The following is a 14,726-nucleotide window of genomic DNA, read 5'->3' as shown; positions in this document are numbered from 1 at the left end:
GAGGGTATGATGCGGACGGCTTGGACCCCACACGCTACGTCGGCCTCCCCCCTAAGGGGGGAGGCTTTCGTGTCGGGGCAGACGGGCGATGCGCCCGTTACGATCAATCAATTCCCAGCACTTATGCTCAACGCTCCCATGCGGTCCGCTGCCACGACGCGGAAGGCCGCCCATGTCGTCGCGTGGCGACGTCGTTTCGCTCCGACTTGAATCGCGATCGGATAGACCTGAGTCAGACATGTCCACGTCCACCAAGCGCTGCTACTACGAAACCCTCGAAGTCGAACGCACGGCCGACGAGAGCAAACTGAAATCGTCGTTCCGCAAGCTGGCGATGAAGTTTCATCCGGACCGCAATCCCGGGGACGAGACCAGCGAGGTCAAGTTCAAGGAGATCAACGAGGCCTACGAGGTCCTGAAGGACAAGGACAAGCGCGCGGCCTACGACCGCTTCGGCCATGCCGCGTTCGAGCAGGGCGGTCCCGGCGGCGGTGGCGCCGGCTTCGGTGCGGGCTTCGCCTCCTCCTTCTCCGATATTTTCGAAGATCTGTTTGGCATGGCTGGCCAGCGGGGCCGCGGCGGCCGCGAGCGTGGCGCCGACCTGCGCTACAACATGGAAATCACTCTCGAGGAAGCTTTTGCCGGCAAGACCGCGCAGATCGAGATTCCGGTCTCCGTCACCTGCGAGGCCTGCTCGGGCATCGGCGCCAAGGCCGGCACCAAGCCGAAGGCCTGCTCGACCTGCGGCGGCGCCGGCCGCGTGCGACAGTCGCAAGGCTTCTTCACCCTCGAACGCACCTGCCCCGCCTGCCAGGGCCGCGGCCAGATGATCGAGGACGCCTGCCCGTCCTGCTCGGGCCAGGGCCGCGTCACCCGCGAGCGCACGCTGTCGGTCAATATCCCGCAAGGCGTCGAGGACGGCACCAGGATCAGGCTCGCCGGCGAAGGCGAAGCCGGCGTCCGCGGCGGCCCGCCCGGCGATCTCTACATCTTCCTGTCGCTGGCCCAGCACCAGTTCTTCCAGCGCGACGGCGCCGATCTGCATTGCCGGGTGCCGATCTCGATGGTGACAGCGGCGCTCGGCGGCGAATTCGAGGTGCCGACCATCGACCAGACCAAGGCCAAGGTGAAGGTGCCTGCCGGAACCCAGTCCGCCCGTCGATTCCGCATTGCATCAAAAGGCATGCCGGTCCTGCGCTCCCGCCAGATGGGCGACATGTACGTTCAGGTCGTGGTCGAGACCCCCCAGAACCTCACCAAGAAGCAGCAGGAATTGCTGGTCGAGTTCGAAAAGCTCTCCTCCGGCAACACCCAGCCGGAATCCGAGGGCTTCTTCGCCAAGGTCAAGGATTTCTTCGGCAATCGGGCGAACTGAGCCGGCTTGACCGTATCGGCTTCGGCCTATACGTCTTTATGACCTTTTTCTGACACGCCGCTGTCACGCGGTCCCGTCCGGTCCTGACATGCCATTGCCATCGTCCGCGCGTGCGTTGAAGAAGCCCCGTCTAGATGACGAGGTGCGCTTTCTCAGATCGTGGATCGAAAAGCCCCTCCACATGGGCGCGGTGATGCCGTCGGGCAAGCTGCTGGCCCGGACCATGGCTCACTATGTCGATGTCGATTCCGACGCTCCGGTGGTCGAGCTCGGGCCCGGCACCGGCGCCATCACCTCGGCCCTGGTCGAGCGCGGCGTCGACCAGAAGCGTCTGGTGCTGGTCGAATACAATCCCGGCTTCTGCGCGCTGCTGCGCGACCGCTATCCGCAGGCGACTGTGGTGCAGGGCGACGCCTATCGCCTGCGCGACACGCTCTGGAACGTTCTGAGCGCGCCGGCCTCGGCCGTTGTCTCCGGCCTGCCGCTGGTCACAAAACCGATGCTGACCCGGCTGCGGCTCATTCGCGATTCCTTCATGGCGCTGGCGCCCGGCGCGCCCTTCGTCCAGTTCACCTATGCGGTGGTGCCGCCGATCCCGAAATCGCTGCCCGGCGTGTCCACAGAGGCTTCGGAACGGATCTGGATGAACCTTCCGCCGGCCCGCGTCTGGGTGTATCGCAAGGACTAATTCCGCCGGCTTTCTTCTCTGCGCGGCGGGCTTGTTTCGCCGAACGTATGGAAGCGGATGTCCGCACCGAAAATCCTGGTCATTCCCGGCTCGCTGCGCACCGGCTCGCACAATGCGAAGCTGGCGGCGGTCGCCGCCTATGAGTTCGCCCAGGCCGGTGTCGACATCACCCGCATCTCGCTCGCCGATTTTCCGCTGCCGATCTATGACGGCGATCTCCAGGCCAAGTCAGGCATCCCGAAGCACGCCATCAATCTCAAGCGCATGATCGGCGCACATCATGGCGTGCTGATCGTTTCGCCCGAATACAACGCCTCGGTGCCGCCGCTGCTGAAGAACGCGATCGACTGGGTGAGCCGCGTGCACGATCTGCACGAGGCGCGCGGCGATGTCTTCCGCAACCGCGCCTTCGCACTCGCCGGTGCTTCGCAGAGCCGGTTAGGTGCCGCCCGTGCGCTTCAGGCATTGCGGCTGATCCTGACGTCCTGCCAGGCCAATGTGATCGCCAGCCAATTCACGCTCGCCTTTGCCGACCAGGCCTATGACGATATGGACAGGCTCAAGAGCCAGACCGATAGCGACGGGCTGAAGGAGATGGTGCGGCAGTTGATCGACATTTCCCAACGCATGATGTGAGGTGACATGACGCCCGCCGAAATCGCCCCCAAGGACCGTCTGATCGTCGCGCTCGATCTGCCCAGCGTCGAGGCCGCGGAGGCGATGATCGCCGGGCTCGGCGACAGCGTCACCTTCTACAAGATCGGCTATCGGCTCGCTTATGCCGGCGGCTTGCCGCTGGTCGCCAGGCTTGCCGACAAGGGCAAGAAGGTCTTTCTCGATCTCAAGCTGCACGACATCGGCAACACGGTGGCGCAAGGCGTTGAAAGCATCACCAGGCTGGGCGCAACCTTCCTCACCGTGCATGCCTATCCGCAGACCATGAAGGGCGCCGTCGAGGGCCGCGGCTCCTCGAAGCTGAAGCTTCTCGCCGTTACGGTGCTGACCTCGTACAATCAGGACGATCTGCACGCCGCCGGGTTCCGGCTCGGCGTCTCCGAGCTCGTCGAAGCGCGCGCGGGGCAGGCGCAGACGCTCGGCATCGATGGCCTGGTATCGTCGCCCGAGGAGGCGGTAGCCTTGCGCAAGATCGTCGGACGCAAGATGCATCTCGTCACGCCAGGCATTCGTCCGGCAGGATCGGCCGCCGGGGACCAGAAGCGCGTCATGACGCCGGGCCGTGCAATCGCCGCGGGCGCGGATTATCTCGTCGTCGGCCGGCCGGTGGTGGAAGCCGCCGATCCGAAGGCGGTCGCGGAAGCCATCCAGGCCGAGATCGCGCAGGCACTCGAAGCATGATCCGCAACAGTGTGAAGCGGTTTTTTCTCGCGACAAACGCGGAACGCGTTTGCGCGGAGATCATGCTCAAATAGAACCACCAACGACCAGGGAGAAGAACGATGGCAAAAGGCTACTGGATCGGTCGCGTCGACGTGAGCAATGACGAGGGCTACAAGCCCTACGCTGTGGCCAACGGTCCGATCTTCAAGAAATGGGGCGGCCGCTTCGTCGTCCGCGCGGGCAAGTTCACCACTGTGGAAGGCGCCAGCCGCACCCGCAACGTCGTAATCGAATTTCCGGACTATCAGACCGCCATCGCGTGCTACAACTCGCCGGAATACCAGGCCAATATCAAGGTGCGGCAGCCGCACTCGATCGCCGACCTCATCATCATCGAAGGTTACGACGGACCGCAGCCGTCGGACGGTTGAGGCGTCCTCTCTTGCCGCCCCCCTGGAGAGGAGCATGCCGCGGGCTCATGGGGCCTCGGTTGCCGGAACTGCATCCCGCCGCTACAACGGCGCTGAGAGGATCACACCATGTCAGACATGCGCTTGATTGTTGCCGGAGCCGGTGGCCGGATGGGCCGCGCCCTGGTGCGGGCGATTGCCGACAGCAAAGGCGCGGTGCTGGCTGGCGCGCTGGAGGCGCCGGGCTCGGAGCTCTTAGGCAAGGATGCCGGCGTGCTCGCCGGTCTGCCTGAAAACGGCATCAAATTGTCCGCCGACCTCTGGGCGATGTCCAAGGACGCCGACGGCATCCTGGATTTCACTGTGCCGGCCGCAACCATCGCCAATGTCGCGATCGCGGCCGAGCGCGGGCTGGTCCACGTCGTCGGCACCACCGGGCTTTCGGCCTCGGACAATGCCGTGATCAAGAGCGTCACCAACCGCGCCGTCGTGGTGCAGTCGGGCAATATGAGCCTGGGCGTCAATCTCCTCGCCGCCGTGGTCAAGCGCGTCGCCAAGGCGCTCGACCAGAGCTTTGACATCGAGATCGTCGAATCCCATCACCGTATGAAGGTCGATGCGCCCTCCGGCACCGCGCTGATGTTGGGCCAGGCGGCAGCGGCCGGTCGCGGCATCCCGCTCGACGAAGAGCATTCTGAACGCGGCCGCGACGGCATCACCGGCGCGCGCAAGCCGGGGGCCATCGGCTTTGCCTCCCTGCGCGGCGGCACCGTCGCCGGCGAGCACAGCGTCACCTTCCTCGGCCCGTTCGAGCGGCTGACCCTGTCCCATCTCGCCGAAGACCGCATTCTGTTCGCGCACGGCGCGCTGAAGGCGGCGCTGTGGGCGCATGGCAAGAAGCCGGGGCACTACTCCATGGCCGACGTGCTCGGCCTCGCGGACATCTAACCGATAACCCGAACGGAAGCAGTCAATGAGCGAACGTCTTCTCGTGCTCGTGCGGCACGGCCAGAGCGAATGGAATCTCAAGAACCTGTTCACCGGCTGGAAGGATCCTGATCTCACCGAGCTGGGCATGAAGGAAGCCTCGGAGGCCGGCCGCAAATTGAAGGCGGAGGGCCTCGTCTTCGACGTCGCCTACACCTCGGTGCTGAGGCGCGCGCAGCACACGCTCGATCTCATTCTCGGCGAGCTCGGCCAAAGGGACCTGCCGACTTCGAAGAACCTCGCGCTGAACGAGCGCGACTACGGCGATCTCTCCGGCCTCAACAAGGACGACGCCCGCAAGAAATGGGGCGAGGAGCAAGTGCTGATCTGGCGCCGCTCCTACGACGTGCCGCCGCCCGGCGGTGAAAGCCTGAAGGACACGCTGGCCCGCGCGCTGCCTTATTACGTGCAGGAAATCCTGCCCGGCGTGCTCAACGGCAAGCGCACCCTGGTCGCCGCACACGGCAATTCGCTGCGTGCGCTGATCATGGTGTTGGAGAAGCTGTCGCCCGAAGGCATCCTGAAGCGCGAGCTCGCGACGGGCGTGCCAATCATCTATCGGCTCAACGCGGATTCGACCGTGGCGTCGAAGCTGGATCTGGCGGGCTAGGTTTCGCCGCAGGCGCAAAATTGGAGGATGGGTTACGCTGACGCTAACCCACCCTGCGGCAGCGGAGCTACTGCAGCCCCAGCTGCCCGGCTTCCCAGCCCAGCATCGCCTGTTTCCGCGTGATGCCCCAGTGATAACCGGTGAGCGTGCCGCTCTTGCCGAGCGCGCGATGGCAGGGCACGACGAACGAGACCGGGTTCTTGCCGACCGCGGCACCAACGGCGCGCGACGCCTTGGGCCTGTTGATGTTGCAGGCGATGTCGGAATACGACACCGCGCGGCCCATTGGAATCTTCAACAGCGTCTCCCACACCCGCACCTCGAAATCGGTGCCGATCATCACCACGCGCAGCGGCTGGTCGGGGCGCCACAGTTTTGTGTCGAAGATGCGTGCCGCGAGCGGCGCGGTGCCCTCGTGGTCCTCGACATAGGTTGCGTTCGGCCAGCGCCGCATCATGTCGGCGAGCGCGATTTTCTCCTCGCCGTGATCGGCGAAAGCGAGACCCGACAGCCCGCGATCAGTCGCGATCACGATCGCCGTGCCGAATGGCGAGGGATGGAAGCCATAGCGAAGCGTCAGCCCCGCGCCGCCGTTCTTCCATTCGCCCGGCGACATCGCTTCGTGCGTGACGAAGAGGTCGTGCAGCCGGCCGGGACCCGACAGCCCTGAGTCGAGTGCCGCGTCGAGGATGCTTGCGGAGTCGCGCAGCAGGCCCTTGGCGTGGTCGAGCGTCAGCGCCTGCATAAAGGCCTTGGGCGTGATCGAGGCCCAGCGGCGGAACAGATGGTGCAGCTCATCCGGCGTGACGCCGGCCGCATCCGCCATCGCCTCGATGGTCGGCTGCGCGCGCCAGTTCTCCGAGATGAACGCGATCGCCCGGCGCACGGAATCATAATCGCGTAGCGCGGCGTTCTGGGTGCCCGGCTTTGCCAGGCGCTGGTCATGTATGGCGAGTGTCATCATGACCGGAAATGTAGGCGCGGCGAGGCGTCGAAACCACCCGATTTCTGACTGCGTTCAAGCCACCGGATTGTAGGTCGGGCCGCGCTTGGCGGCGTTCAATGCTTCGATCAAGCCTTTGTAAAAGCTCGCCTTTTCATCAGGTCCGAGGAACCTTGCAATCTGGATCTGGCGGCCGCGCGAGATCAGATAGAGATGCTCGATACCAAAGTCCTCGTCCACCTCCATGTCGAGGCGAACCCAGAGCGGATTGAAGGTCCATTCGGCGACCTGACCGCGATGGCTGACCCGCCGCACCCGCAACTCCGACGTCGTGACCGTGATCTCCTCGCGCGCCCGCGCGCTGCGGAAATTGGCCTTGAAAGCCCACCAGACCACGAGCAGGTCGAGGCCGAAAAAGCCGAACACCGGCCAGGCACCCTTCATCAGGAAGACAATTCCGGTGACGAAGCTGACGACGCTCAGGAACAGCATCACGGCCAGGAAGCCGGTGCGGTTCAGGGAGCGGTGCGGCGTCAGCAGCGCAGAGAAGATCTGCACGTCATGACCTTCAGAGTCTGCGCGCTCAATTTGGTTGCCTGTGCTCATCGTCCCTCAGTATATCCCGATCATGACGAAAATCACCCGCAAGCCGGCCCCGGGCAAAGTGGCGCTGCCGAAGAAAAAGGCAAAATCGGCTACCGCGAAGCCGAAGCCCACGAAGAAATCGGCCACGGCCAGCAAATCGTCCAGGGCGATAAAACCCTGGACACCGGCGGAGATCCACGAGGTCTTCAGCCGTTTCCGCAAAGCCAATCCCGAGCCGAAAGGCGAGCTCGAGCACGTCAATCCGTTCACGCTGCTGGTCGCCGTCGTGTTGTCTGCACAGGCGACCGACGCCGGAGTCAACAAGGCGACACGCGAATTGTTCAAAATCGCCGACACCCCGCAGAAGATGCTCGAGCTCGGCGAAGAACGTCTGCGCGACTACATCAGGACCATCGGTCTCTACCGCACCAAGGCGAAGAACGTCATCGCGCTATCGGCCAAGTTGATCAGCGATTTCGGGGGCAAGGTGCCGCGCACGCGCGCCGAGATCGAGTCGCTGCCGGGCGCGGGACGCAAGACCGCCAATGTCGTGCTCAACATGGCCTTCGGCGAGCACACCATGGCGGTCGACACGCATGTTTTCCGCGTCGGCAACCGCACTGCCCTTGCGCCGGGCAAGACGCCGCTCGAGGTCGAGCTCGGTCTCGAAAAGGTGGTTCCGGCCGAGTTCATGCTGCACGCCCATCATTGGCTGATCTTGCACGGTCGCTATACGTGTCTCGCGCGCAAGCCGCGTTGCGAGGTTTGCCTGATCAACGATCTCTGCCGGTGGCCGGAGAAGACGGTGTGATGGCGGTGGCCTCTCCCCGCGAGCGGGAAGAGCGAGCGCGCCGTCACCGCATCTGCCGCGCGGGCTCGATCAGCCCCGGCCGCGGTCCCGATAACCGCTTGTGCATGTGGACCATGAAGGCCATGCCGAAGATCGGCGTTGCCAGGTTCACGACCGGGATCGAGACGAAGGCCGCAATGAAGAGGCCGGCGGTGAAGATGGTCGCGGCATTGTCGCGGCGCATCGCCTTGGCATCCTCGGGCGAGCGGAAGCGCATCGCAGCGAGCTCGAAATATTCGCGTCCCAGCAGCCAGGCTGCGGCGAGGAAGAAGATCAGGAAGCCGGCGCCGGCCAGAAACACCAGCGGCAACGCGACGAGATAGACCACAATGGTCAACAATGCGGTCTTGATGCCTTCGAGGATGGCCTGATTGAACGGCAGCGCCATGCCCGGCCGCTCGGCGGGATAATATTCGCGCTCGACGATATCGGCGACGTCGTCGACGAAAAAGCTCGCGACCAGCGAAGTGATCGCCGGCATCAGGAATACGCTGCCGAACACGACGCCGAAGCCGGCCGCGATCGAGATGATCCAGGCCAGCACCTCCAGGGACGAATGCCACCCCGGCCCGAGCAGGCCCTCGAGCCACACCTCGCCGTAGGTCGCGAACCAGCTCAGCAGCCGCTGCAGTCCGATCGCCAGCACTGTGATCAGCACCAGCGCCAGCCCGATCGATCGCCACAGGATCGAGCGCATCGGCGGCGACATCATTTGCGACAGCGCCTTGACGGCGGCATCCAGCATGGGAACCTCTCACGAAATCACCAGCGAGAGGTAGACACCCAGGGCTGTTTCGGCAAGGGACGCTGACTTGCCCAAACTGCGGCGTGTATCGTCTCTGCCAATTGATCTTTGACAAACGTCTCTCGCCGGCCGGCCAGAGGGCCTATTCATGCCGATGCGCGTGCTTCCTCATCCTGGCCGGCTTCCCTTCGCCCGTCGGGATCATCACCACACGCCCATAGCGCACGCCACGCTCCGCGATGATGTGATCGGCGAAGTGCCTGACCTCGGCGGCGTCGCCGCGCAGGGCCGTCATCTCCATGCAATTGGAGTCGTCGAGATGGACGTGCAGCGTCGCGAGCGCGAGGTCGTGATGGCCGTGGAATTCCTGCACCAGACACTTTGAGAGATCCCGCGCGGCGTGGTCGTAGACATAGACGAGGCCTGCAACGCAGGGGCCGCTCTGCGCCGCGTCCTCGCTCGCTTGCTGCAGCCCGGCGCGCGCGAGATCGCGGATGATCTCGCTGCGGTTCTGGTAGCCGCGCGCCTCGGCCGCGGCATCGATCTCCGCCAGCAAATCGTCCTCGATCGTGATCGTAATCCGCTGCATCGGGTCCTCTCCGCCGGCTGCCGAATGGACCCGTTCTACACGGATTTTGACGTTCTCACAGCCGCGTCGCACGCAGCCTCAGCGCATTGCCGACCACGCTCACCGAGGACAGCGCCATCGCCGCTGCCGCGATGATCGGCGACAGCAGCACGCCGAAGGCCGGGTAGAGGATACCGGCGGCAACAGGAATGCCGGCGGCGTTGTAGATGAAGGCGAAGAACAGGTTCTGCCTGATATTGCTCATCGTCGCCTGTGACAGTTTTCGCGCACGCACGATCCCGGTGAGATCGCCCTTCAGCAGGGTGACGCCGGCGCTTTCCATCGCCACGTCGGTGCCGGTGCCCATGGCAATGCCGACCTCGGCCGCAGCCAGCGCCGGCGCATCGTTGACGCCGTCGCCGGCCATCGCCACGCTGCGGCCGGCCTTCTGCAGCTTCGTCACCACGGCGCTCTTCTGGTCCGGTAGCACTTCGGCCTCGACATCGGCAATGCCGAGCCGCCGTGCCACGGCTTGCGCGGTGGTGCGGTTGTCGCCGGTGAGCATGATCACCTTGATGCCCTCGGCGGCGAGCGCCTTCAGCGCTTCCGGGGTCGAGGCCTTGACCGGATCCGCGATCGCAAACAGGCCGGCAGGTGCGCCGTCGATTGCCATGTTGATCACGGTCGCGCCGTCGCCACGCAGGCGTTCGGCTTCACTGTCGAGCGCCTTGGTCTCGATGCCGATCGACGCCAGATATTTGGCGTTGCCGAGGACGATGCTCTTGCCATCGACCTTGCCCGTGGCGCCCTTGCCCGTCGGCGAATCGAAATGTTCGACGCGGCCCAATGCAAGCTGCTTCTCCTTTGCGGCGCGCACGATGGCATCGGCGAGCGGATGTTCGCTGGCGCGCTCGACGCTGGCTGCAAGCCGAAGGATGGCGTCTTCGGCAAAGCCTGCTGCCGGCACGATCGCGACGACCCGTGGCTTGCCTTCGGTCAGCGTCCCCGTTTTGTCGACCACCAGCGTGTCGATCTTCTCCATCCGCTCCAGCGCTTCGGCGTTCTTGATCAGCACGCCTGCCTGCGCGCCGCGGCCGACGCCCACCATGATCGACATCGGGGTCGCCAGGCCCAACGCGCAGGGGCAGGCGATGATGAGGACGCTGACGGCGGCGACGAGGCCGAAGGCGAGCCGCGGCTCCGGCCCGAGCCAGGCCCAGGCGGCAAAGGCGGCGATGGCGACAGCAATCACCGTCGGCACGAACCAGCCCGCAACCTGGTCGGCCAGCCGCTGAATCGGCGCGCGCGAGCGCTGCGCATCCGCGACCATCTGCACGATCTGCGACAGCAGCGTCTCGCGCCCGACCTTGTCGGCGCGCATGATGAAGCTGCCGGACTGGTTCAACGTGCCGGCGATGACCTTGGCGCCTGGCTCTTTGGTGACAGGCATGGATTCGCCTGTGACGAGTGATTCATCGAGCGAGGAGCGCCCCTCGAGAATGACGCCGTCGACCGGCACCTTTTCGCCCGGACGAACGCGCAACCGGTCGCCGGGACGCAGCGCGTCGATGTCCACCTCGCGCTCGTTACCATCGGCATCGACGCGCCGCGCCGTTTTTGGCGCAAGCTGCAACAGCGCCTTGATGGCGCCCGACGTAGCGTCGCGAGCGCGGAGCTCCAGCACCTGGCCCAATAGCACCAGCACGGTGATGACGGCGGCCGCTTCGAAATAGACGGCGACCGCGCCCTCATGGCCGCGGAAGGTTGCCGGGAAAAGCTGCGGCGCCGTGGTGCCGATCAGGCTGTAGACATAGGCAACGCCGGTGCCCATCGCGATCAGCGTGAACATGTTGAGGTTGCGCGTGCGCAGCGATTGCCAGCCGCGCGCCAGGAACGGCCAGCCGGCCCAGAGCACCACGGGCGTCGCAAAGGCGAGCTGGATCCAGTTCGACACGACAGGGTCGATCCAGTTGTGCGGACCTGCGAGATGGCCGCCCATCTCCAGCACAACAGGCGGCAGTGCCAACGCGCCGCCAATCCAGAACCGGCGCGTTATGTCCGCCAGTTCCGGATTCGGTCCGGTTTCGAGGCTCACCACATCAGGCTCGAGCGCCATCCCGCAGATCGGACAGCTGCCGGGTCCAACCTGGCGGATCTCCGGATGCATCGGACAGGTGTAGATGGTGCCCTCCGGCATCTCCGGCTCGGATGCTTTCTCCCTGGCGAGATACTTTGCGGGGTCGGCCGCGAATTTGGTGCGGCACCCGGCCGAGCAGAAATGGAAGGTCTCGCCGTGATGTGTGAGGCGGTGCTTGGAGGTCGCGGGATCGACCGTCATGCCGCAGACGGGGTCGAGGACCTTTGTCGCGGTCGCGTTGTGGTCATGAACATCATGATGGGCATGGTCGGCGCGATCGCCATCTCCGCCGCAGCAGGACGAGGCGGCCGGCCCGGGAACCACTGAATTCGCGGAACAACCGCATCCGGACTGCGTCTTCCCATTGTGGTGTGTGTGGTTCGCGTCGTTCATTCCTGCACTCCGGCCTTGTAACCCATACCCGGTAGGGGTATATAGGCCGCATGCGCAAGGACATCAAGGCATCCGTCGGAAAACGCCTCGGCCGGATCGAGGGCCAGGTTCGCGGCCTCCAGAAAATGGTCGAGGAGGACCGCTACTGCATCGACATCGTCACGCAGATATCGGCCGTGCGCGCCGCACTGCGGCGGGTCGAGGAAGAGGTTTTGAAGGACCACGTCGCCCATTGCGTCGAGCACGCGATTGCGAGCGGCGACAAGGCCGATCAACGGGAAAAGATCGCGGAGTTGATGGCGGTGATCGGGCGGGCGGAGCGGTAGGGCGCGGTTCTCGCCGCCGCCATTGCAATAACGGTTGCTGATGCGCGATCGCGCAACATTCAGCGCTGTCGTCCCTGCGAACGCAGACGACAGTGGAGCTAAGCCGCCCGCTCTCGTGCACGTCCCCGGCGCCGTGGCCGGTACATCGCGAGCTTTTTCAGCAACGCGAACTGCTCTGAGCCAGGTTCCACAGCCTCCTCGCTCACTTGCTCAGCCGGAACTTCAGCCGGCGCTTCTTCGTCAGCCGCTTCAGGAACGAGCGGCGGCGAACGGACCGTTTCTGGAAACACACCGAATGAGCCCGCTACCTCCTCGAGCGGCTTTTGCTTGTCGGCCCAGTGCAGGGCCGTGTAGTCGAAGCCGTGCACGATGGTGGGTTTGACGACTTCGAAATAGGGCGAGATGTCGAAGTCGCGGGGCATGTAGAGCGAGGAATCGCGGATGTGCAGGATCTCGCGGCGGGCGGCGCGGCTGCCGGCCTTGGTGATCTTCGGCAGGATCGGGTAGCGCACCGCATCGAAGGCCTGTGCGATCAGCGCCGAGCAGATGATCTTGGTTGGATCGCCGGAGCCGATCGCGATCATGCGCCGCCGCCAGCGCTGCGGCACCGGCAGCGGGATCAGGAAGCGCATCAGATCGATGATGTTTTTGGTATCGTAGCCGAACCCGATGCGGTTGATCGCATAGCGGCACACCGTGGTGCGGTCCTCATAGGACAGTCCGACCGGACGGCAAAGGCGAGTGTGATACGGGAAATATTTGGAAAGGGGCGCAGAGGTGACGCCCTCGCCGATATTGGCCTCGATCAGCACATGCGGCTCGCCGTCGTGCTCGACCGCGCCCTCGATGGGGCCGACATAGAGCGCCGCATGCGACCAGGTCGACTGCGTCAGATATTTGATGATGCCGGAGATACGGTTGTTACCCTCGACCAGCATGACGTCGCCGGGCTGGATCACGCCGCGCAAATGCTCGGGGTCGCTCGGCGTGAACGGCTCATAGCCCGGCACCTCTTTCGAGAGGTACGCGGCTATCACCTTGCCGACTGAATCTAGGACCGTCCCCATGAACTCCCCCGGGGCCTTTCTGGCCATCTTTTTTCCATCTGTATCATGGTCCCAACCTGTTGCAATTCGGTTCATGGCTCCGTGAGGTCAAGCACGATTGATTCACCATGACGGTTGCTGCGCAACATCAGATGCGGCAAGGTTCTGGGGCTGTTCCCATCCGCCGCAAGTCTCCGGAAACCATGACATGACAATCACGCGCCGCGGCTTCCTCTCGGTGTCGGCGGCTCTTGCTGCGGCGCCGGTCCTGCGCGCAACGGCCGGGCCCTTGCCGCGCGAGGCTGACATTGTCGTGATCGGTGCGGGAGCGGCCGGCATCGCTGCAGCGCGGCGTATCATGGCGGCCAATCGCAGGGTCGTGGTGGTGGAGGCAACGTCGCAGATGGGCGGCCGCTGCATCACCGACAGCATGACCTTCGACGTGCCGTTCGATCGCGGCGCACGCTGGATGCACAATCCTGATAGCAACCCGATGATCCGGCTGGCGCGCGGCGCGGGGCTCGATGTGTCGCCTGCGCCGTCGGGCCAGAAGATGCGCATCGGCCGCCGCAATGCGCGGGCCGGCGAGACCGAGGAGTTTCTCGCGGCGCTCGTGCGCGCCAACAGGGCCATCGACGAGGCTTCGCGCGGCAAGCTCGATACCTCCTGCGCTGCGGTGCTGCCGAAAGATCTCGGCGATTGGGCAGGGGCTGCGGAGTTTGTGCTCGGCGCAAGCTTTGCCGGCAAGGACCTGAAGGAGCTGTCGGCGATCGACAAGGCGCGTGCGCAGGACCGCAATGCCCCGATCGCCTGCCGCCAGGGTCTTGGCACCCTGATCGCCAGGCTCGGCGAGCAGGTGCCAGCAGTGCTGTCGACGCCGGCAAGCCGGATTCTCTGGAGCAACCGCGACGTCAGCGTGGAAACGCAAGCCGGCAAGATCGCCGCGCGCGCCGCCATCATCACGGTCTCCACCAATGTGCTCACGTCAGGCGCGATCAAATTCGCGCCTGACATTCCCAAGCGCACGCTGGATGCGGCCTCCAAGCTCGGTCTTGGCAGCTACGATCACATCGTGCTGCAGCTGCCGGGCAATCCGCTCGGGCTGTCGCGCGACGATATCCTGATCGAGCAGAGCAATTCGACGCGCACCGCGCTGATGTTCGCCAATATCGGCGGATCCTCGCTGTGCTCGATCGACGTCGGCGGCTCGTTCGGACGCGACCTCTCGGAGCAGGGCGACAAGGCGATGGCCGCCTTCGCCAAGGAGTGGATCGCGAAGCTGTTCGGCAGCGAGGCGGCGGCCGCCGTGCAGAAGACCGCGGCGACGCGCTGGAACGCCTCCCCCTACGTCATGGGTGCGATGTCGGCGGCGTCACCCGGCGGCCAACTCTCGCGAAAGATTTTGACCGAGCCGATCGGCAATCTGTTCCTCGCCGGCGAAGCCACGCATGAGACGCTGTGGGGCACCGTCGACGGCGCCTGGGACAGCGGCGAGCGCGCCGCGGACGCCGCGCTCCGCAAGATCGGTGCGCTCAAGGCCGAGCCGGCCGACGTGCCGACGCAATCGACGAAGAAGCGTCGCGCGCCGCGGCGGTAGGACAGAGGCAGCGAAGCCGCACAAACTCCGCCGTCGTCCCGGCGCAGGCCGGGGCTCATACTCCGGAGCAATAGTGTTGCGAAGTCTCGTCGTTTCCAGCTCGCCTTGCAATGGCTCACCGGGATCAT

Annotated in this window: 16 protein-coding genes; 10 read left to right on the top strand and 6 right to left on the bottom strand. The window is 64.9% G+C overall.

Annotated elements, in window-relative coordinates; translation table 11 throughout:
- Window positions 1–238: 238 nt before the first annotated feature.
- From dnaJ to ACVWZ4_RS11555, 7 genes are all read left to right on the top strand, one after another.
- Window positions 239–1,375 (top strand): molecular chaperone DnaJ, encoded by a 1,137-nt coding sequence (gene dnaJ, locus ACVWZ4_RS11585; RefSeq protein ID WP_456700508.1) that lies wholly within the window; start codon window positions 239–241, stop codon window positions 1,373–1,375.
- An 88-nt stretch (window positions 1,376–1,463) separates the two neighbouring features.
- A complete protein-coding gene (locus ACVWZ4_RS11580) occupies window positions 1,464–2,063 on the top strand; it encodes a class I SAM-dependent methyltransferase (RefSeq protein WP_456700509.1) in 600 nt (199 codons plus the stop codon).
- 57 nt (window positions 2,064–2,120) lie between these two features.
- Window positions 2,121–2,699: an NADPH-dependent FMN reductase gene (locus ACVWZ4_RS11575; protein WP_092232307.1), complete on the top strand. Its 579-nt coding sequence runs from the start codon at window positions 2,121–2,123 to the stop codon at window positions 2,697–2,699.
- Between the two features lie 6 nt (window positions 2,700–2,705).
- A complete protein-coding gene (gene pyrF, locus ACVWZ4_RS11570; RefSeq protein WP_456740323.1) occupies window positions 2,706–3,419 on the top strand; it encodes an orotidine-5'-phosphate decarboxylase in 714 nt (237 codons plus the stop codon).
- Window positions 3,420–3,520: 101 nt separating this feature from the next.
- Window positions 3,521–3,832 (top strand): DUF1330 domain-containing protein, encoded by a 312-nt coding sequence (locus ACVWZ4_RS11565; RefSeq protein ID WP_456700511.1) that lies wholly within the window; start codon window positions 3,521–3,523, stop codon window positions 3,830–3,832.
- A gap of 108 nt (window positions 3,833–3,940) precedes the next feature.
- Window positions 3,941–4,759: a 4-hydroxy-tetrahydrodipicolinate reductase gene (dapB, locus tag ACVWZ4_RS11560; protein WP_456700512.1), complete on the top strand. Its 819-nt coding sequence runs from the start codon at window positions 3,941–3,943 to the stop codon at window positions 4,757–4,759.
- A gap of 25 nt (window positions 4,760–4,784) precedes the next feature.
- Entirely contained in the window at window positions 4,785–5,408 is a 624-nt protein-coding gene (locus ACVWZ4_RS11555; protein ID WP_456700513.1) for a 2,3-bisphosphoglycerate-dependent phosphoglycerate mutase, read from the top strand.
- A gap of 67 nt (window positions 5,409–5,475) precedes the next feature.
- On the opposite strand, the gene ACVWZ4_RS11550 is transcribed toward ACVWZ4_RS11555, so the two are convergent.
- Both ACVWZ4_RS11550 and ACVWZ4_RS11545 read right to left on the bottom strand, forming a co-directional pair.
- Window positions 5,476–6,372 (bottom strand): methylated-DNA--[protein]-cysteine S-methyltransferase, encoded by an 897-nt coding sequence (locus ACVWZ4_RS11550; RefSeq protein WP_456700514.1) that lies wholly within the window; start codon window positions 6,370–6,372, stop codon window positions 5,476–5,478.
- 54 nt (window positions 6,373–6,426) lie between these two features.
- Window positions 6,427–6,957, bottom strand: a complete 531-nt coding sequence (locus ACVWZ4_RS11545; RefSeq protein ID WP_456740322.1) for a DUF2244 domain-containing protein — start codon at window positions 6,955–6,957, stop codon at window positions 6,427–6,429.
- A 22-nt stretch (window positions 6,958–6,979) separates the two neighbouring features.
- Between ACVWZ4_RS11545 and nth the strand changes: the two genes are divergently transcribed.
- Window positions 6,980–7,747, top strand: coding sequence for an endonuclease III (gene nth, locus ACVWZ4_RS11540; RefSeq protein ID WP_456740321.1), 768 nt, complete (start codon window positions 6,980–6,982; stop codon window positions 7,745–7,747).
- 43 nt (window positions 7,748–7,790) lie between these two features.
- On the opposite strand, the gene ACVWZ4_RS11535 is transcribed toward nth, so the two are convergent.
- The 3 genes from ACVWZ4_RS11535 to ACVWZ4_RS11525 all read right to left on the bottom strand — a co-directional run bounded on the left by ACVWZ4_RS11535 (window position 7,791) and on the right by ACVWZ4_RS11525 (window position 11,629).
- The gene (locus ACVWZ4_RS11535; protein ID WP_092239396.1) at window positions 7,791–8,531 is read right to left on the bottom strand and encodes a sulfate transporter family protein; all 741 of its coding nucleotides are present in this window, start codon (window positions 8,529–8,531) and stop codon (window positions 7,791–7,793) included.
- A gap of 142 nt (window positions 8,532–8,673) precedes the next feature.
- Window positions 8,674–9,120: a nickel-responsive transcriptional regulator NikR gene (nikR, locus tag ACVWZ4_RS11530; protein ID WP_456790106.1), complete on the bottom strand. Its 447-nt coding sequence runs from the start codon at window positions 9,118–9,120 to the stop codon at window positions 8,674–8,676.
- Between the two features lie 55 nt (window positions 9,121–9,175).
- Window positions 9,176–11,629: a heavy metal translocating P-type ATPase gene (locus ACVWZ4_RS11525; protein WP_456790105.1), complete on the bottom strand. Its 2,454-nt coding sequence runs from the start codon at window positions 11,627–11,629 to the stop codon at window positions 9,176–9,178.
- 50 nt (window positions 11,630–11,679) lie between these two features.
- Between ACVWZ4_RS11525 and ACVWZ4_RS11520 the strand changes: the two genes are divergently transcribed.
- Window positions 11,680–11,955 (top strand): metal-sensitive transcriptional regulator, encoded by a 276-nt coding sequence (locus ACVWZ4_RS11520; RefSeq protein ID WP_092239390.1) that lies wholly within the window; start codon window positions 11,680–11,682, stop codon window positions 11,953–11,955.
- A gap of 98 nt (window positions 11,956–12,053) precedes the next feature.
- On the opposite strand, the gene ACVWZ4_RS11515 is transcribed toward ACVWZ4_RS11520, so the two are convergent.
- Window positions 12,054–13,022, bottom strand: coding sequence for a YiiX/YebB-like N1pC/P60 family cysteine hydrolase (locus ACVWZ4_RS11515; protein WP_456742205.1), 969 nt, complete (start codon window positions 13,020–13,022; stop codon window positions 12,054–12,056).
- 187 nt (window positions 13,023–13,209) lie between these two features.
- Between ACVWZ4_RS11515 and ACVWZ4_RS11510 the strand changes: the two genes are divergently transcribed.
- Window positions 13,210–14,598, top strand: a complete 1,389-nt coding sequence (locus ACVWZ4_RS11510) for a flavin monoamine oxidase family protein (protein WP_456700520.1) — start codon at window positions 13,210–13,212, stop codon at window positions 14,596–14,598.
- Window positions 14,599–14,726: the final 128 nt, after the last annotated feature.

This window comes from Bradyrhizobium sp. USDA 4472, from assembly GCF_054058595.1.
Note: the sequence above shows the minus strand (reverse complement) of the source record. Positions and strands in the feature narration are given on the sequence as shown.